Source organism: Daejeonella sp. (assembly GCF_030684675.1).
GTDB lineage: Bacteria > Bacteroidota > Bacteroidia > Sphingobacteriales > Sphingobacteriaceae > Daejeonella.
The window spans coordinates 146,181-164,709 of record NZ_JAUXXZ010000023.1 but is presented as its reverse complement, the minus strand read 5'-3'; the positions used below and the strand labels follow the sequence as shown (position 1 = coordinate 164,709).

At 37.6% G+C, this 18,529-nt stretch carries 17 protein-coding genes and 1 tRNA gene; 11 read left to right on the top strand and 7 right to left on the bottom strand.

What is annotated here, in order from left to right; genetic code table 11:
* Positions 1-267: 267 nt before the first annotated feature.
* The gene (gene tnpA, locus Q8M41_RS04270) at positions 268-729 is read left to right on the top strand and encodes an IS200/IS605 family transposase (protein ID WP_305364007.1); all 462 of its coding nucleotides are present in this window, start codon (positions 268-270) and stop codon (positions 727-729) included.
* Positions 730-878: 149 nt separating this feature from the next.
* Here tnpA and Q8M41_RS04265 read toward each other — a convergent pair whose 3' ends face one another.
* Both Q8M41_RS04265 and ppsA read right to left on the bottom strand, forming a co-directional pair.
* Entirely contained in the window at positions 879-3,470 is a 2,592-nt protein-coding gene (locus Q8M41_RS04265; protein ID WP_305364006.1) for a cation-translocating P-type ATPase, read from the bottom strand.
* A 93-nt stretch (positions 3,471-3,563) separates the two neighbouring features.
* Positions 3,564-5,273: a phosphoenolpyruvate synthase gene (gene ppsA, locus Q8M41_RS04260; RefSeq protein ID WP_305364005.1), complete on the bottom strand. Its 1,710-nt coding sequence runs from the start codon at positions 5,271-5,273 to the stop codon at positions 3,564-3,566.
* Positions 5,274-5,589: 316 nt separating this feature from the next.
* On the opposite strand from ppsA, the gene Q8M41_RS04255 reads away from it, so the two are divergent.
* Positions 5,590-5,769, top strand: coding sequence for a histone H1 (locus Q8M41_RS04255; protein WP_305364004.1), 180 nt, complete (start codon positions 5,590-5,592; stop codon positions 5,767-5,769).
* A gap of 88 nt (positions 5,770-5,857) precedes the next feature.
* Here the strand turns inward: Q8M41_RS04255 and Q8M41_RS04250 are convergent, their stop codons facing one another.
* Positions 5,858-6,763 (bottom strand): hypothetical protein, encoded by a 906-nt coding sequence (locus Q8M41_RS04250; RefSeq protein ID WP_305364003.1) that lies wholly within the window; start codon positions 6,761-6,763, stop codon positions 5,858-5,860.
* A gap of 209 nt (positions 6,764-6,972) precedes the next feature.
* On the bottom strand, positions 6,973-7,428 hold the full coding sequence (locus Q8M41_RS04245) for a nuclear transport factor 2 family protein (protein WP_305364002.1): 456 nt from the start codon (positions 7,426-7,428) through the stop codon (positions 6,973-6,975).
* 447 nt (positions 7,429-7,875) lie between these two features.
* On the opposite strand from Q8M41_RS04245, the gene Q8M41_RS04240 reads away from it, so the two are divergent.
* A complete protein-coding gene (locus Q8M41_RS04240; RefSeq protein WP_305364001.1) occupies positions 7,876-8,358 on the top strand; it encodes a DUF6265 family protein in 483 nt (160 codons plus the stop codon).
* On the opposite strand, the gene Q8M41_RS04235 is transcribed toward Q8M41_RS04240, so the two are convergent.
* The gene (locus tag Q8M41_RS04235) at positions 8,355-9,233 is read right to left on the bottom strand and encodes an AraC family transcriptional regulator (RefSeq protein ID WP_305364000.1); all 879 of its coding nucleotides are present in this window, start codon (positions 9,231-9,233) and stop codon (positions 8,355-8,357) included. The two genes, Q8M41_RS04240 and Q8M41_RS04235, sit on opposite strands and share 4 nt — an antisense overlap.
* Before the next feature lie 11 nt (positions 9,234-9,244).
* Entirely contained in the window at positions 9,245-9,682 is a 438-nt protein-coding gene (locus tag Q8M41_RS04230; protein WP_305363999.1) for a hypothetical protein, read from the bottom strand.
* A 177-nt stretch (positions 9,683-9,859) separates the two neighbouring features.
* Between Q8M41_RS04230 and Q8M41_RS04225 the strand changes: the two genes are divergently transcribed.
* Positions 9,860-10,240 carry an SRPBCC domain-containing protein gene (locus tag Q8M41_RS04225; protein WP_305363998.1) on the top strand — a complete coding sequence of 127 codons (381 nt, stop codon included), beginning with the start codon at positions 9,860-9,862 and terminating at the stop codon, positions 10,238-10,240.
* A gap of 12 nt (positions 10,241-10,252) precedes the next feature.
* Here Q8M41_RS04225 and Q8M41_RS04220 read toward each other — a convergent pair whose 3' ends face one another.
* Positions 10,253-11,551: a hypothetical protein gene (locus Q8M41_RS04220; RefSeq protein WP_305363997.1), complete on the bottom strand. Its 1,299-nt coding sequence runs from the start codon at positions 11,549-11,551 to the stop codon at positions 10,253-10,255.
* A 29-nt stretch (positions 11,552-11,580) separates the two neighbouring features.
* Between Q8M41_RS04220 and Q8M41_RS04215 the strand changes: the two genes are divergently transcribed.
* The 7 genes from Q8M41_RS04215 (at position 11,581) to Q8M41_RS04185 (ending at position 18,525) form a co-directional block, all read left to right on the top strand.
* Entirely contained in the window at positions 11,581-12,357 is a 777-nt protein-coding gene (locus tag Q8M41_RS04215) for an ABC transporter substrate-binding protein (protein WP_305363996.1), read from the top strand.
* A 159-nt stretch (positions 12,358-12,516) separates the two neighbouring features.
* Positions 12,517-12,598 (top strand) — tRNA-Leu (locus Q8M41_RS04210).
* A gap of 67 nt (positions 12,599-12,665) precedes the next feature.
* On the top strand, positions 12,666-14,012 hold the full coding sequence (gene tig / locus Q8M41_RS04205; RefSeq protein WP_305363995.1) for a trigger factor: 1,347 nt from the start codon (positions 12,666-12,668) through the stop codon (positions 14,010-14,012).
* 96 nt (positions 14,013-14,108) lie between these two features.
* On the top strand, positions 14,109-14,810 hold the full coding sequence (clpP, locus tag Q8M41_RS04200; RefSeq protein ID WP_305363994.1) for an ATP-dependent Clp endopeptidase proteolytic subunit ClpP: 702 nt from the start codon (positions 14,109-14,111) through the stop codon (positions 14,808-14,810).
* Positions 14,810-16,048, top strand: coding sequence for an ATP-dependent Clp protease ATP-binding subunit ClpX (gene clpX, locus Q8M41_RS04195; protein ID WP_305363993.1), 1,239 nt, complete (start codon positions 14,810-14,812; stop codon positions 16,046-16,048). Before clpP ends, clpX begins: the two co-directional genes overlap by 1 nt.
* 50 nt (positions 16,049-16,098) lie before the next feature.
* Complete coding sequence (locus Q8M41_RS04190) at positions 16,099-16,956, top strand: AMP nucleosidase (RefSeq protein ID WP_370870438.1); 858 nt, start codon at positions 16,099-16,101, stop codon at positions 16,954-16,956.
* A 207-nt stretch (positions 16,957-17,163) separates the two neighbouring features.
* Positions 17,164-18,525 carry a pyridoxal-phosphate dependent enzyme gene (locus Q8M41_RS04185; RefSeq protein WP_305363991.1) on the top strand — a complete coding sequence of 454 codons (1,362 nt, stop codon included), beginning with the start codon at positions 17,164-17,166 and terminating at the stop codon, positions 18,523-18,525.
* Positions 18,526-18,529 lie beyond the last annotated feature (4 nt).

The window sequence follows — 18,529 nt, the reverse complement described above, 5'->3', positions numbered from 1 at the left end:
TAAGTCGCCTCTGTCAGTGTTAACTTTTACACATAAATTTCAGTTATTAACAAAAGAAAAAGAAGCAAAAAGAAAATCCTACAATAACAATAACCACTCTTTCTTAGAGATTACTAATCTAAAGGAAGGTGGTCGTATGTGCCTCGTTTATCATTAACCCATTCATTCATTCATTACCCTACCGTTAACTAGTTTCAATCTGCCGTAAACTCATTGATAATCCATTTGTATAAATATCCTGCAATATTGCCCCTTTAATTTATGACGATGCCAGGAACTTTTTATCAAATCTATATTCAAGCCGTTTTTGCTGTCAGAAACAGGGAATGTTTAATTCGTTCCTCATGGGAAGAGGAATTATATAAATATATTACCGGGATTATTCAAAATAAAGGGCAAAAGATGCTTCAAATTAATGGCATGGCCGATCATATTCATTTCCTGATTGGTATGAAGCCTTCATGTTGTCTATCTGATCTTGTTCGGGAAGTAAAAAAGTCATCTACAGATTTTGTAAGTGAAAAGAATTTTATAAAATCAAAATTTCAATGGCAGGAAGGGTTTGGAGCTTTCTCTTATAGCCATTCATCACTGGATAGTGTAATTGGTTACATTCAACTTCAAAAAGAACACCATCGGAATATAACTTTCAAGGAAGAATACATTTCTCTGCTAAATAGTTTTCACATTGAATTTAAGGATGAGTATTTATTCCAATGGATTGAATAACAGGATTGTTTGTTTATCACATATGACTGTCCATGGCGGTCAGTAGAAAAGCTTTAACCAGGGGTTTCCAATCACCAGGATTTGCATCTTCATGATAAAACTTTTCTGTCTTTGTAGAAGGGACATTCTTTCACCCCTTTCTCATTACCTTATTTTGCTTTATGACCTTTTTTAATCCGCTTTTTTATAATTTTTTCAAATTCTACCGCCCAGAATACAATAGCAGATGCCGCAATGGTAATCAGCAATTCATAGATTGGTAATGGCTGTGTTCTGAAGATTGGGTTGAAAAATGGCACATAAATGATCATGAATTGAAGTGAAACAGTTCCCAGCAATGCAGCCAGCATCGGCTTGTTTGAAAACACTCCGATTTTAAATATGGAATCTCTCTTTGAGCGTATGGCCATCACATGACCTAACTGACTGAAGCATAAAACAGAGAAGGCCATAGTCTGTCCGTAGGGGTTGTTGTTATGTACAGCCCAGGCCTGTATCCCCAGGGTAACAAGACCCATCAATAAACCGACCCATAGAATATGCCAGGCCATACTTCCTCCAAATATATTTTTTTTAGGATCATGTGGTGGTCGTTTCATTATGTTTGTTTCCGCAGGTTCTGAAGCCAATGCCAGGCCCGGAAGCCCGTCAGTTATCAGGTTTATCCATAAGATATGAATGGCAAGCAGCGGAATCGGAAGCCCCAGAAATGGTGCAAGGGAAATCGCCCAGATCTCACCGGAATTCCCAGTCATTATGTATTTGATGAATTTTAAAATATTGTCATAGATTCTTCGGCCATGCCGGATGGCTTTAATTATAGTGGCAAAATTATCATCAAGCAGAATCATATGAGCGGCTTGTTTTGAAACTTCAGTACCATTAATTCCCATTGCAATGCCGATATCTGCATTTTTTAATGCCGGGGCATCATTAACACCATCACCGGTCATGGCTACAAAATTATTCTTGCCTTGTAATGCCTGGATTATTCTTAATTTTTGTTCAGGGTTAACCCGGGCATATACACATACCTTTTCAACTACTGAATTGAAGTCTGATTCGCTAAGATCAGATAATTCAGCCCCGGTCATAACCAGATCATCATCAGAACTGATAATTCCCAGATCAGTTGCGATTGCCGTAGCAGTTAGCTTATGATCACCGGTAATCATTACGGGCTTAATCCCTGCATCCTTACATTGAGATATGGCCAGTTTTGCTTCTTCACGCGGCGGATCGATCATCCCTGCAAATCCAATCATTGTTAAAGATGACTCCAACTCTTTTGAATTTATTTTATCCGGCATTTTAGGTAGAAGCTTGTAGGCATAGCCCAGCACACGATGCCCGCTGGCAGACATGGCATTTTGTTCTTCTTCAAATTTAGTATGCTCTTTCCCGTTTTGATGGGTCAATTTACCAAGTAAGACATCCATACCACCCTTGGTGATCATGATCACTCCTCCTTCGGCTTGATGGAATGTGCTCATGCATTTTCGCTGAGAATCAAATGGAATCTCAGCAATTCTGGGAAATTCTTTTTCTGATTTTAGCTTATCATATCCCTTTGAGGAGGCATATTGAACCAATGCAAGTTCAGTGGAATCACCAAGCCATTCTCCTTTATCACTTTTCAGGATATCATTATTCAATGCCATGGCAGAAAGGAGATTGTTCTTTTTAGCCGAAAAGATCGCCTTAACCTGATGTTCAGCTTCATAAATCTTTCTGACTGTCATCTTATTGATGGTTAGTGTGCCGGTCTTATCTGTGCAGATATAGCTTACTGAACCCAGGGTTTCAACAGCAGGAAGTTTACGGATGAGTACATGCTGTTTAACCAATTTCTTAGCCCCAAGGGCAAGTGAAATAGTAACCAGTGCGGGCAGAGCTTCAGGAATCGCTGCCACAGCAAGCGAAATAGATATCAAAAGCATTTCAGTTAAACCCTCTCCCCTTAACCATCCTGAAATAAATATAATTGCACAGATCAGCAGAATAATAAGGGAAAGACGTTTGCCGAATGCAGAAAGCCGCTTCTGAAGGGGAGTACTATTATCTGCAATCTGAATCATGGATGCAATAAGTCCGAGTTCAGTTTGCATTCCGGTTTCAACAACAATGGCCGTCCCATGCCCGCTATTGATGAAGGTGCCTTTGAAGCCCATATTCGTCCTGTCGGCAAGGACTAAATTTTTGGATTCCAGCTTTTTAATATTCTTCTCCACATTTTCAGACTCGCCGGTTAGCGCAGATTCATCTACTTTCAGAGATTGAACTTTAATAAACCGGATATCAGCAGATATAACATCACCGGCTTCTAAAAGAATCACATCACCCGGGACAAGTTCTGTCGCGTTTATTTTTACGGCTTTCTGATTTCGCAGAACAAGTGCCTGGCTGCTCGACATATTTTTCAGAGCCTCCATTGCTTTTTCGGCACGGTACTCCTGAATGAATCCCGCTAAAGCATTTAGAATAATTATGGTAAGAATAATTATAGTATCAGTTAGGTCACCCGCAATGCCCGAAATTACTGCCGCTATGATCAGAATAATGATCATAAAATCGCTGACCTGATGAAGTACAATATTCCATACTGTCTTCTTTTTACCTTCCTGGATTATATTTTGGCCGACTTTTGCCAGACTTAATTCTGCCTTATTCTGGTCCAAACCAGAAGCTGAACTATCCAGTAATTTATAAACGTCGGAAATACTTGAATTATGCCAGTTCATTAAACCAAATTTAGCAGGTTTTTAAACCGGAATATTACGGTTCATTAAAAGTTATTTTAATATAAGTCTTTGTTAGTCTAAAATCACGCCATATTATTTCTTGTTCTCCGCCTTATTCATATTTTCAATACCTTTTATCAATGCATCGGGATTAAATGAAATACTGTCGATTTCTTCCTGAACCAGAAATTCTGCAAATGCTGGAATATCACTTGGAGCCTGACCGCAAAGACCTACTTTAATATGATTTCGTTTTGCAGCTCTGATTGCCTCCCGGATCAAGCCTTTTACAGCAGGATTCTCCTCATTGAATAAATAACTCACCAGGCTGGAATCGCGGTCGATGCCCAATGTAAGCTGAGTCAGGTCATTTGAGCCAATAGAAAAGCCATCGAAGAGTTTTGCGAATTCATCAGCGAGTAATACATTACTTGGAATCTCAATCATAACATAAACCTCCAGTCCGTTCTCACCCTGAACCAAACCATTGGTTTTCATTTCCTCCAGTACTTTTTCCCCTTCTTCTATCGTCCGGCAGAATGGAATCATCAATTTTACATTTTTTAGCCCCATTTCTTCCCTTACTTTTTTCATTGCCCTGCATTCCAGTGCAAAGCCTTTACGGTAAAAATCGCTGTAATAACGTGAAGCACCGCGGAGACCGATCATCGGGTTTTCTTCATCAGGTTCAAAGTATTTACCCCCTAAAAGATTGGCATATTCATTACTCTTAAAATCGCTGAGCCTTACAATGACATCATTAGGGTAAAATGCCGCTGCCACCAATGCTACGGATTCAGCAAGGTGGTCAACAAAGTATTCCTTTCCGTCTTTATAATCTTTTGTCAGATTATTGATCTCTTTTTGTAAAGCTCTGTCCTTAATCTTTTCAGGCTCACATAATGCAAGCGGATGAATCCGGATACTGTTTGAGATCGCGAATTCAAGTCTTAACAATCCCACTCCTTTGTTGGGATAAGAGCTCAATTCAAATGCTCTGTCCGGATCTGCAAGGATAAACATAGCGGAAGTTTTTGGTAATTTAAGTCCGCTGAAATCCTGTTCATTCACAGACCATTTTAACAAACCCTCATAGATATGTCCATCCTTCCCATCAGCGCAGGAAACAGTGATTTCATCACCATTCTTAATGACCTCTGTAGCATTTCCTGAGTCAACCACTGCTACTGTTCCAAGCTCACGGGCTACAATTGCTGCATGGCTTGTTCTACCTCCTTTATTGGTAACAATAGCCGCTGCTTTCTTTAAAATTGGGTCCCAATCAGGGTTGGTGATGTCTGTTACGAGGATCTCACTTTGCAGCAATTGATCGCCTTCAAGCGGGCTTTTCAAAATTCTTGCCTTTCCTGAAGCGATTTTATCTCCAAGAGCAATTCCGCTTGCCAGGCTTTTGCTTTTTTCGTTTAGTTTGAAGATTTCATGAACCTGTTTTTTCCCTTTAGCATGAACAGTTTCTGGTCTGGCCTGAACAATATAAAGCTGCTTGTTAAGTCCGTCCTTCGCCCATTCTATATCCATTGCCTTTCTATAATGTTCTTCAATCTGGAGGCACCACTTGGCTAGAAGAATGACTTCTGCTCTATTTAGTGAAAGTTTATTTTTCTTTTCTTTTCGGAATAGCCTGTAAGCATCTGCACTTAGGGCAAATCCATCCGGGATGTTTATGCCTTTAGATGAAAGTTGATTGAACATTTCACCCAATGATGCATTTTTTCCACCAACCTTTGGAAGATCTTCTATGCTTATCTGTTTGAACGGAATGATATAGTTATGTACAGGCATGATTTTGTTTTTTAGCTTACAATAAAATGTCAATTTATGAGTATTGATTAGCTTACTATCTGATTATAAGCATTCAAAAAAATGATAGGAATCATCATTTGAGTTTTATTCAGAAAATCGTTAAAAATTAAATAGCTTCTTAAGATCAAATACAGAATAGCAAGGCAAATTTTCAAAAAACTCAAAATCTGGCTCTTAGATTTGTCCATTTGAATTGGTTTAAATATTAAAGTTTGAGAGGGTGGAAAAAAATTACAAAAATGACTTGTCATTTTCTGTAATTAAATTAGATTTGTTTAACCTAAAAAATATAACAATGGACAAATTTACAAAAATGAAAAATTTGCTCGCTTCAGTTGAAGTTGATGCAAACAAATTCTACAATTCAGGTAACAGTGCAGCCGGAACAAGAGTTCGTAAAGGAATGCAGGATTTGAAAAATCTTGCTCAAGAGATCAGAAATGAAGTTACTGAGAAAAAAAATAGTGCTAAATAATTTTTCTCACTGTTTTAAATAATAAAAAAGCCCTCCCAATTTTTGGGAGGGCTTTTTTATTGTTGCTGAATTATTGTTTTTTTATTTATTAAATCGGCCCAAATGGATCATTTTGACCATTGTTCAGATATTTTTTTTCAAGCAGAATATCGATTGTTTTGTTCAAATATTTTAGCAGGTTCTCATTCTTGCTTAAATAATCGTGATAGCTGGAGACAAAATGATGAAGTTCCATTATCAGAAGCTGTACTAATTCCCGGTTCGATGTAGCGAGAATATCCTCACTTATAAAAAGAATGTTGCTTCTGATAATTGTATCAATTTCTAATCGACCCAAAAACTTAAGATAAATCCTGATCAGCTCAATTTTGTTGAATTTATTCCGTGCTTTCAGGCGTTGTTTAATAAAGGCAAGATCATTTATATCACCTTCACTCTGAAATATTTCAGCTATGGCAATATCCAGATTTCCGCTCGATGACTCAGTTCTGAATTTTGCCATTTGATAAGCTTTTTCCTTATCCAGCTTGTATAATCCTCTTAAACCTGCAGACGATTCCTTTGATCCTTTTAATAAAGAGGTTGAGAAAAATAAATCATAATGATATTTGTCATCAAGCTCAGACAGCCTTTCAAGAGCAAGGGTCCTCAATTGTAATTTCTCATCATTTTGTGCGATATCCTTCAGACAATCCTTTATCTGAGGATCAACTACCCCTGAAAAATTAAAATGTTTTAAAACATAAACTTTTACCTGAGAGCAAAAATCTTTCAGGGCATCAGCCAAAATTTTCTCCGGGAAACTATACTTACCGGTAACGCTGATAAGGTATTTTATAGCTTCAAGCCTTTCCTGATAGTTTTTTGAGGTGTAAAACTGTTCAACAAACTTGTCAGTCAGAACTTGCCCCTCATTCGTCAGCATTCTCAGGAACCCTCTTGTGTACCTGCTACTATAACGTTCAGATTTGACGGTACTTTCATTATTCATCATTGTAGCTCTTATTTATTTTACGCTTAAATCTTTGAACTCGAACGCACAATAAATTACGTTAAAAATTAGACGAAGGATTTTTGAAAATGTTGCATCGAATACAATTTCTCCATGTAAAAAAAGTGATAGAATGCCTTCAAATGCATATTTCATTTACCGAAAATTCAGTACCGTAAATTGGCAGCACTGATTTTCGGTAGATATTTAGATTAACGTCTTGACAGAACATCCCTGGATGTTGTTTCCGTAAAAAATTTATTTATCCGGGTAATCTTCCAGTTGCCACTCTTGTCAAGCTCAAGTGTCAGGAAGTTCTCAATTACGAAATCTTCATAAACGAAATTCACTTTTGCCATTGCCAAAGCAGAACCGCTGGCAATTACATCAATTGTGGTGGAGCAATTTTGCTTAATTCCTTCATTCTGTTTCATAATCTTCATGATTGAAATCTGACTCTGGGAAAGTACTTCATCACCTTTTGAAAATTTAAGAACTGCATCTGAACTGAGAATCCTGCCTAGTTTGGCAGCGTCTGTGTTTACATGACTTTCCGCAAATTCATTGATCACATTTTTAACATTAGGTGCAGGACGATTTTTTGCGAATGCTGTGGTTGTTAGAACTGCACATAGTACAGTGCAAAACATAATTGATTTAAGGTTCATTTTTGTGTTTTTTTAATATAATTTTCTGATCTAAATTTCCATATAAAACCAGCCTTGCACATAGGCAAAAAACACCATTAATTTCATTTGGAGTAAATACTTTCAGGTTCTGATATTTTTTTATGTTGTCTGTGAAATGTTAATTAATTTATTTATAACTAATTGATAATTAATTAAATATGATTAATTTCGCATTTGGAATTTTCTGTTTTATAACATGAAAATTGAAATTTTTGAAATCATTCAACTTATGGTCTGTTAAATTTTGTTAAGGGGGAAAATGAGGACAGTTTAGAAAAAAAACAGTCATTTAATTATATATATTTTTGAAAAATAAAGGACTTTTATTTCTAAAATATTTTGATATATACCAAATTTATTTCATCAGAATACTGATCTTTATTCAAGAGCATTTATAAAAGAGAGAGCATATTCATCAGAGTATTTATGAAACAAAAACTGTTGCTGTTTAGTTTTTTACTTGTACTATGTTCTGGTTCAATTGCCCAGCAAAAAACTTCAGTCAGGGATTTTGGTTTTCTGAAAGGAAGCTGGACTATGAATACAGCAAAGGGCCGTATTGTTGAATCCTGGAAATTGAACAAAGATTCCGGGATGGATGGAATCAGTTTTTCAATAAGTAATACAGGTGACAGTACTTTACTTGAAACGATAAAACTTTATGAATCTGCTGGTAGTATTTATTATGAACCAAGCGGAAATGGAGCAGGTAATGATTCTACAGTTTCGTTTAAGTTAATCTCGACGGAGAATGGAATTTTTGTTTTTGAAAACAGGAACCATGATTTTCCTCAGCGAATTTCATATCAACCCCAGTCGGCCAGCAATGTTCTAGCCTGGATTGAAGGTACTGTAAATGGTAAATTCAGAAAGATTGAATTCCCTTACAGCAGGGAGAAGCTAAATTAGTTTAATTGAAGATTCAAACGATATTTCCCCGGTGTAGTACTGTTCATCGTTTTGAAAAGTCTTATAAATGAACTTGGACATTCAAATCCGACGATTTCCACGATTTCGTTCAGAGTGTATCTTGTGTTAGTGAGCAGATATTTTGATCTGTCTATCCTCACTTTTATCAGGTATTGATGCGGGGATATGCCATAGGCCTGTTTGAATGTACGCAATAAATGATTTACAGATAAGCAGGCAGTCTGCGCAATGTCTTCCAGATCTATGTTTTTATTGTAGTTGCTCGAGATGTACTCTTTAGCAAATGTTAGGCGTTTGAGTATCTCAATTTTTGTGCTTTTATTCAGAAAGCTAAGATTTTCTGATTTATTGGAAACTTCTTTATGATAGATTTTAAAGTAGTTGATAAGGCTATGGTGGAGGTATTCATTGACAAGCAAATCATCAGGCGACTCCTGTTCAAGTTGGTTTTTAAGGTTGAGAATGTTATACTTCATATCTCCTGAAAAGGGATAGATAGTTTCTAAAAAGAAACCCTGAGAATGCTCAGTCGTATTGAAAGGATCATCCAGTAGCGCGTTAATATTTTTATGCTGGGTTCTGTAAAAATCACTCAGAAATTCGGGGGCAAAGGAGATTGAAAGCATGTTGACAGGTATATTGGAATCCACTTTACTAGAATAATGTGTGCCCTGATTCAGAGCAAGAAAACTGTCAGGGTATAGATTTAAATGTCTTTTTCCGATATCATAAGTCGAATTACCGCTAAATACCATTTGCATTGAAAAATTGCTTATGTGCTCCGGATAGTAAGCTTGCTTCACAGTTTCGCTTGATATCTGATTATTATTCTTAAGTACACGTAAGTATTTCATTTTCTTTTAAACTATATATCGGTATATATTCTTTCTTCCAGTAAAGTATATCGGTTTTCTTTATGTCCCAGGAAATCTACCCTCAGGCCTGCATCAGTATATTCAGGTCTGCTGATAAATTCAACCCCTGCAAGGATATATTTGTGGTAATCCCTAAGGCAATCATCTGTATGAAAAATGATATAATTGAATTCGGGCTTATTTTCAATTTCCTTCATAATCAGGGTTAATAAATTGCCATTAATGTCTCTCAATTGAAGTGGCTCATTTTTAAGAGCTTCACTTAAAAGGAATTTTTCAGTTGGAAGGAATTGCAGCTTTTCAATGACAAAATCAAGGGCATTAGCTATATGAGGAACATGATCAGGCATATAACTCAGTCTTAGGGTTATAGGTCTGCGTTCTGGTCTAATGGGCTGATTTCTACTGTTTTGATCCTGGCTTACCATAAATTGCTACATTTCCTATCTCTTTGCTTGACTATATGACGACAGCTATTACAAAATGTTGCTAAAAAAAATAAAAAAGTGATTTTCGCATATTTGTAGAGCTTCCTGATGTGACATTAAATCATTTCCCTGATTTAAATTATCAGGGCATTTGTATTAGATTTGCAATTCACAACTATGAAAGATTTCAAGAAATATTACCTGATACAGGCAAGTCCGGAGGAGGTTTACCTGGCATTGACCAACCCACTGACGATCTCTTTATGGACCGGAGCCGAAGCGATCATGAGCACCGAGCCAGGTTCAGAGTTTTCGCTATGGGATGATAGCATTTGCGGGAAAAACATTGAGTTCGTAGAAAACAAAAGGATTGTTCAGCAATGGTATTTTGGAGATCAGCCAGAGGAATCAATGGTGACATTTATTCTCCATCCCGATAAAAATGGCACTTCTGTTGAACTCAGACATACTAATATCCCTGACTCAGATATCGATGATATGGTTGATGGTTGGAATCTGAATTATTTTGGTGCATTGCAGGATTTCTATGACGAATAATCCTGAAATATTTCAGGTTAAGGTTTGAGATGATTCCGCCTTATTAAGTTCCCAAATAAGGAATCCGATAACAAAGAGATATTCAATCCCGGTAAACCAATAATTTTCACTGTAAGGGGTCTTACTATAAGTATAATAGCTCAAAGGTATCAGTGCTGACCAGATCAAAGCAAAGCGAAGTCTGATAAAAGCAGAAAGTGCTACCAATGGTGTAAGATACCAGGGATGAATTATCGCAGAGAATGCCAGGTAAATAGTCAGCAGCCAGAACAGGCCATTCAAAAGCTCAAGTTTTCTGAAGTAAACCCAAATCATTCCTGATAGAGCAAGAGCGATCATCATCTTACTCAATACAGCTATTGGATTATAAGCCAGAAACCATTGTCCAAAAGATCTGAATAGCAAATAAAAGCTACCATTAAATTCAAATTTGCCATAATAAAGGCTCAGGCTTTCTGAAAAATGGGAAAATCGCTCTGTGTTATTAAGCAATGCCAGACTCAGGACTGCTGTGATAATCAGGCAAACAATTGCATAATTAATGGTCTTTTTCAGACCAATCTGTCTGAAGAGTAAAGGAATAAAGATCAGAGGCAATAATTTCGCCTGAATGGCGAGTGATAATGCTCCGGCTGAACTGATGTATTTCTGATGATTAATCAGCCAGACAGCCATCAGAATAAATAAGATCATGAAGGCTTCAAAATGGATGTTCCCACTGAGTTCTATAATCACCAATGGATTGAGAACATAAATTAATTGAAGTGATTGGGCATTCTTCCTTGCTGAAAGTAGTGCCTTTAATAGGAAAATTGTCCCAAGTTCAGATAGAAAGATTGCAGATTTTAAAATAACGATAGTCCGATACAGACTATCACCGCCAATTCCGGAGGCGATTTTGAAAATCGACTGGCAAATTTGTGGATAGACGCTGTAGTAATCGGGAGAGTTGAGATAAGGAAAGATTTTGTGCAGCAATGGATCAGAATGCTGTTTAATAAATTGTGCCGGAGTAAAATCGAAGGGGTTAATCCCCAATTGCTGAATCCTTCCATCCCATACAAAACGATAAAAATCATCAGAAAGCGCCGGTATTGAAAAGATCAGGCAAAACCGGAAGAGTATACCACTCAGCAGCAGAACCCTGAAATTATCTGGACTGCTGTTTTTGTGAAGAATATAGGCAATCAGAAATAAGGAACTGTAAATGCTGATTAGCTGCAGAAAATTTGATCTTTCAATATAATATCCGAGCAGAATATAGCCTGTAAGCGATATTAAAAGAAGAAAATATTGGATCCATTTAGGCATTTATAAAAATTAGCTTACTTTGTAAAAGTATGCAAAAGCGCACATTTACCGATCAGATGGGAAGGCTTATTTCCGTTCCTTATCCCCCTCAACGAATTATTTCCCTGGTACCATCACAAACGGAGCTTCTATTTGATTTGGGTTTGGACATGGAAATTATTGGTATCACAAAATTTTGTATTCATCCCAGGGAAAAATTTAAGCGATCAACTAAAATTGGTGGCACAAAAATGCTGGATCTTCGCAAGATTCGCGAATTAAAGCCTGATCTCATTATTGGGAACAAAGAAGAGAATGACAGAACCCAGATAGAGGAACTGATGAAGGAATTTCCTGTATGGATGAGCGACATAGAGGTTCTGCCTGAAGCGATTGATATGATCAAACAGATTGGTGAATTGACAGGCAGGTCAGAAGAGGCGGAGGTAATTGCAGATGATATTAATGAGCAGTTTTTGAAATTAAAGAAAATACATAAGCCGGTCAGGACTGCCTATTTTATATGGAAAGACCCCTATATGCTGGCAGGAAAACAAACTTTTATTGATGATATTTTACGCAGAGGAGGGTTTGAGAATGTGATCAGTGATGATCGGTACCCGGAAATTAGTGTTGATCAACTGAAAAACCTCAAGCCTGAATGTATCTTCCTTTCTTCAGAACCATATCCATTTAAAGATGAGCATGTTAAGGAGATTCAAAGAATTTGTCCGGATGCCCGGGTTTCAATTGTTGACGGTGAAATGCTCTCATGGTATGGTAGCAGGCTTCTTCTCAGCCCTGCCTATTTGAGATCATTAGGATAAAAATAAAATGATAAGCTTAAATAATAAGCATAAATCATTTTGTAGTTAGATAGAAAAACGTTATTTTTGCCGACCGAAATATATCGGATTTGTGATGAATATCGTTAACCAATAACCTATTCAAGCATCCGGGAAATTTTGGAAAATAATCCTAACAATGCGGATGTGGCGTAATTGGTAGCCGCACCAGACTTAGGATCTGGCGCTTCACGGCGTGGGGGTTCGAGTCCCTTCATCCGCACTGATTAATTCCCCGGCTATAAGCCGGGGAATTTTTGTATAAACAAAAACGACATAAAACATATAAAATGAACATTACACAGGACAAAATAGACAATCTGAATTCTGTACTTACTGTTAAGATTAATCCTGAAGATTACAAAGAACGCGTTGAAAAAGCGATCAAAGAGCAGGCAAAAAAAGCAAAGCTACCTGGATTTCGCCCAGGAATGGTTCCAGCCGCCCATATTAAAAAGATGTATGGGAAGAATATCCTGGTCGATGAGATCAATAATATCCTGAATGATACCTTGAGTAATTACATCAGTGAGAATAAGATTGAAGTACTTGGGCAGCCACTGCCTAAAATCGATGATAGCAAAGAGTTCAACTGGGATTTTACAGATGAATTTGAGTTCATTTATGAACTGGGAATAGCTCCGGAATTTGATCTTGATTTTTCATCAAAAGATAAATTAACCTATTATCAGGTTAAAGTTGATAAAGATACACTTGCTTCAAGGATCAAAAACCTTAGAAAAAGTTATGGCAAAATGTCAAATCCTGACGTATCGGCAGAAGATGATGTTATCTATGCTGATTTAAGTCAAATTGCTGCAGATGGTTCTGTTTTTGAAGGAGGAATTTCGAATACGGCATCTGTTCGTTTGGATCAGGTTGAAGATTCGAAGATTAAGAAATCATTGATTGGTCTTAAAAAAGATGATGAAGTGGTTTTGGATATTCAAAAAGCATTTGATAGCAATGCAACAATAATTGCAAAGCTTTTGAATATTTCTGAAGAAGATGCTCAGGATCTTAAGTCTAAATTTAAATTATCAGTTAAAAATATAAATCGACTGGAAGAAGGCGATCTGAACCAGGAGTTTTTTGATAAGATATTCGGTGAAGATGTTGTAAAGACAGAAGCTGAATTTGAGCAGAAGATCAGGGAAGAGCTTGAAAGTATGATGGTTCAAAATGCTGATCAGAAGCTTCAGGCAGATTTGTTCCAGTTTGGTCTGGATAAAGTGAAGCTTAGCTTGCCTGATGAGTTCCTGAAAAGATGGTTAAAGGCAACCAATGAAAAGTTGAGTGACGAGGAATTGGAAAAAGGTTATGATGATTTTGCACGTAATCTGCGCTGGACTTTGATCGAGAACAAGATTATCAAGGACAATAAATTAGAGATAAAATACGAGGAAGTGTTTGCAGCTGCTAAAACTCGCCTTGACGGACAGTTCCGTATGTATAGTCCACAGCCGCTTTCTGAAGAACAATTGGGACAATACACTGCCCAGTTCTTACAGAATAAGGAGAATGGAAATCGTATTTTTGAAGAAGTAAAAGCACAGCATGTGTTTGATTATCTGAAGGGTGTTATTACCTTAGATAAAAAAGATATAGAGTATAATAAGTTTCTGGAGTTGAAATAATTTGATTGTTTTTGGTTTTATTAGGACCATTTATTTCGATCTCTCTTTATTATACACTTTCGAAATAAATGTTAAATATTAATTATAAATTCAAAAATGAACATAGATAAGAACGAATTCAGAAAATACGCCGTTAAACATCATCGTATCGGCAGTCAGCATGTAGATAGTTTTATTGGAAGAGTTCAAAACGCTTCAATTCCTACAGCCATGACACCCTATATCATAGAGGAACGTCAGTTGAACGTGGCACAAATGGATGTGTTTTCACGTTTAATGATGGATAGAATCATCTTTTTAGGTGATGCTGTTCACGAAGGGATAGCCAATATTATCCAGGCTCAACTGTTATTTTTACAGTCGACAGATTCCAAACGGGATATCCAGATTTACATCAATTCACCAGGCGGCTCTGTTTATGCAGGTTTAGGTATCTATGATACCATGCAGTACATCAGTCCGGATGTTGCCACAATATGTACTGGTATGGCAGCTTCAATGGCAGCCGTATTGCTTTGTGCAGGAACAAAAGGTAAGAGGGCAGCATTGCCACACTCAAGGGTGATGATTCATCAGCCTTCAGGTGGTGCTCAGGGGGTTGCTTCCGATATGGAGATCAATCTGCGTGAGATGCTTAAACTTAAAAAAGAACTTTATGATATTATCGCTAAACATTCAGGTCAAACATACGAATGGGTGGAGAGGGCTTCTGACCGTGATTATTGGATGATCGCTAATGAAGCTAAAGAATTTGGTATGATTGATGAAGTTTTGGTTGGAACCGGAGATAAGAAATAATGAGTAAGGGAAGTAAGGATATTAAATGTTCATTCTGTGGCTCAGGCAAACAGGATACACTGATGCTGATCGCTGGTCTTGATGCACATATTTGTGATAAGTGCGTAACACAGGCGAATCAGATACTGGCGGAAGAACTTAATGTCCGGAAAGCCAAATCAACTCAGACCTTCGAAACCCTTCTGAAGCCTGTTGAGATAAAAACTCACCTTGATCAGTATGTTATCGGACAGGATCAGGCAAAAAAGATACTTTCTGTAGCTGTTTATAATCACTATAAACGTTTGAATCAAAAGGTAGGCAAGGATGAAGTTGAGATTGAGAAGTCCAATATCATCATGGTTGGCGAAACGGGTACAGGAAAAACCCTTCTTGCTAAAACAATTGCCAAAGTTTTAAATGTACCTTTTTGTATATGTGATGCTACGGTATTAACTGAAGCAGGTTATGTAGGGGAAGATGTGGAAAGTATTTTGACCCGCTTACTTCAGGCAGCCGATTATGATGTAACTGCTGCTGAGCGTGGTATCGTTTATATTGATGAGGTTGACAAAATAGCCCGCAAGAGTGATAATCCTTCAATCACACGCGATGTATCAGGAGAGGGAGTACAACAAGCCTTGTTGAAGATTCTGGAGGGTACCATTGTCAATGTTCCACCACAGGGTGGAAGGAAACATCCCGATCAAAAGATGATTCCGGTGAACACGAATAATATCCTGTTCATTTGCGGCGGTGCATTCGATGGAATTGAGAAGAAGATAGCCAACAGGCTTCGTACACAAACTGTTGGTTACAAGGTTGATAAGGATGAATTTACTATTGATCTTAAAAACCTATATAAATATATTACCCCTCAGGATTTGAAGTCATTTGGGCTTATTCCTGAACTTATTGGCAGATTACCGGTGATAACTCACCTGAATCCATTAGATAGGGAAACTCTGCTGAGTATATTGGAGGAGCCGAGAAATTCATTGATCAAACAGTATAAAAAGCTATTTGAATATGAAAATGTAAAGCTTGAGTTTGACAAGGAAGTAATGGCGTTTATTGTGGATAAGGCGATGGAGTTCAAACTTGGTGCCAGAGGCTTACGTTCCATTTGCGAAGCGATTATGATCGATGCAATGTATGAGACACCCTCCGGAAAAAGTGGAAAGGAGTTGTTTATTACACTCGAATATGCTAAAGATAAATTTGAGAAATCAGATCTGAAAAAATTAAAAGTTGCATAAAATAAGCCCCGGACCTGTTCCGGGGTTTTTTGTTCAATTAACAATTATTTATCATGGAAAAGAAGGACCTTAAATCTGAAACTGCCTCTACTGTTAAGAGGGATCGTGAACTTGAAACGCCTGTAAAACCTGGTTTGAAGATTAAGGATGATATTGTCGCCAATTGGCTACCACGCTATACCGGAAGACCACTTGCTGAGTTCAGTAATTTTATTTTGCTGACAAATTTTTCAAGGTACCTTAATCTCTTTTCGGAATGGAATGATAATGCACCAATTATGGGTCTTGATAAGCCAATGCAGAGTGTTTCGGCAAATGGTATCACATTGATCAATTTTGGAATGGGCAGTCCAATGGCTGCAACCATGATGGACCTGCTTACCGCCATCAAGCCCAAAGCAGTCTTGTTCTTAGGGAAATGCGGAGGCTTAAAGAAAAAAAATAAAATAGGTGATCTTATTCTTCCTATAGCAGCAATCAGGGGAGAGGGTACATCCAATGATTATTTACCGGCTGAAGTTCCTGCCCTGCCTGCCTTTGCCTTGCAAAAGGCCATTTCTACAACAATACGTGATTACTCCTTAGATTACTGGACAGGTACAGTGTATACTACAAACCGGAGGGTTTGGGAGCATGACAAGACTTTTAAAAAATATCTTAAAAGTCTGCGTGCTATGGCTGTTGATATGGAAACTGCAACCATTTTCACTACCGGATTTGCCAATAAGATCCCAACCGGAGCCTTACTATTGGTATCTGATCAGCCAATGATTCCGGAAGGGGTAAAAACAGCAGAGAGTGATTCGCATGTGACTGAGAAATATGTTGAGAACCACCTCAGGATAGGCGTTGATTCATTAAAGCAACTAATCAATAATGGCTTAACAGTTAAGCATTTGAAATTCTAAGAGATTTTCGATTCTATTTATTGATTCCTTTATTCCGGTATAATTTTTCTTCTGTTTTTTTCCGAATTTCCAATGGTTAAGACTACTTAACTAGTAGTCTTACGATATATTATTTTGTTTTTAAGTAATAATTGATATATTATTTTGATTTTATTCCATTTAGGCATTTATTCTGTTGTTTTGGGCTTAAATGCTTATTTTTGTATCATGTGGTATAACAATATTCTCGAAACCATTGGGAACACCCCCCTGGTTAAATTAAACACAATAACAAAAGATGTTAAGGCTACGGTTTTAGCAAAAATTGAAACTACCAATCCCGGGAACTCAATAAAGGACCGGATGGCAGTTAAAATGATTGAGGATGCTGAGCGGGAAGGAAAATTGAAGCCGGGAGGAACAATTATAGAAGGAACCTCAGGAAATACCGGAATGGGATTGGCAATGGCGGCGATCATAAAGGGTTATAAGTGTATTTTCACGACCACAGATAAGCAATCAAAGGAAAAGGTTGATGCATTGCGTGCTTTTGGTGCCGAAGTTATTGTTTGCCCAACAAATGTTGAGCCTGAAGATCCCCGTTCCTATTATTCAGTTTCTTCTCGCCTGGAGCGAGAAGTGCCAAACTCATGGAAACCTAACCAATACGATAATCTCTCTAATTCAATGGCTCATTATGAGCAAACAGGTCCTGAAATCTGGAAACAAACAGAGGGAAAAATCACTCATCTGGTTGTAGGGGTTGGAACCGGTGGTACAATATCAGGTACCGGAAGATACCTCAAAGAGCAGAACCCGGCTATCAAGGTTTGGGGAATTGATACCTATGGTTCTGTCTTTAAGAAGTATAAGGAAACCGGTATCCTCGACAAAAATGAGATTTATCCATACATTACCGAAGGAATTGGTGAAGATTTTCTTCCAAAAAACGTTGACTTCGATATCATTGACCGTTTCGAAAAGGTAACAGATAAGGATGCCGCATTAATGACCCGGGAGATAGCCCGTAAGGAGGGCATATTTGCCGGAAACTCTGCCGGATCGGCTCTTGCAGGTCTGATGCAGCTTAAGGATGAGTTAAAAGAGGGTGATGTTGTTGTTGTCATTTTTCATGATCATGGTTCCAGATACATGGGCAAGATGTACAATGAAGACTGGCTGAGGGAGAGGGGTTTTCTTACAGATGAAAAACTTACAGCCAAGTCCATTTTAATTAAGCGAGGCAGACAGGAAATTGTAACGATTGATTGTGAACAATCCGTACTGCAGGCGATCAACACAATTAAGTCATTGAATATTTCACAGATTCCGGTCACTCAGAAAGGTATGATCGTTGGTAAGATCACGGAGAGTGATATCCTGAGTTCTGTTATGGAGAACCCGGCACTTCGATCAGGTTCTGTAAAGGATATCATGACTTCTTCTTTTCCATTTGTTGATCTGAATACCTCTATTGATAAAATTACATCGATTATTAATAAGGAAAATATGGCTGTTCTGGTTGAAGGTGAATTAGGTGAAATCGAGATCATTACACAGTATGATATCATTAATGCGATATCTGTCTGATCGG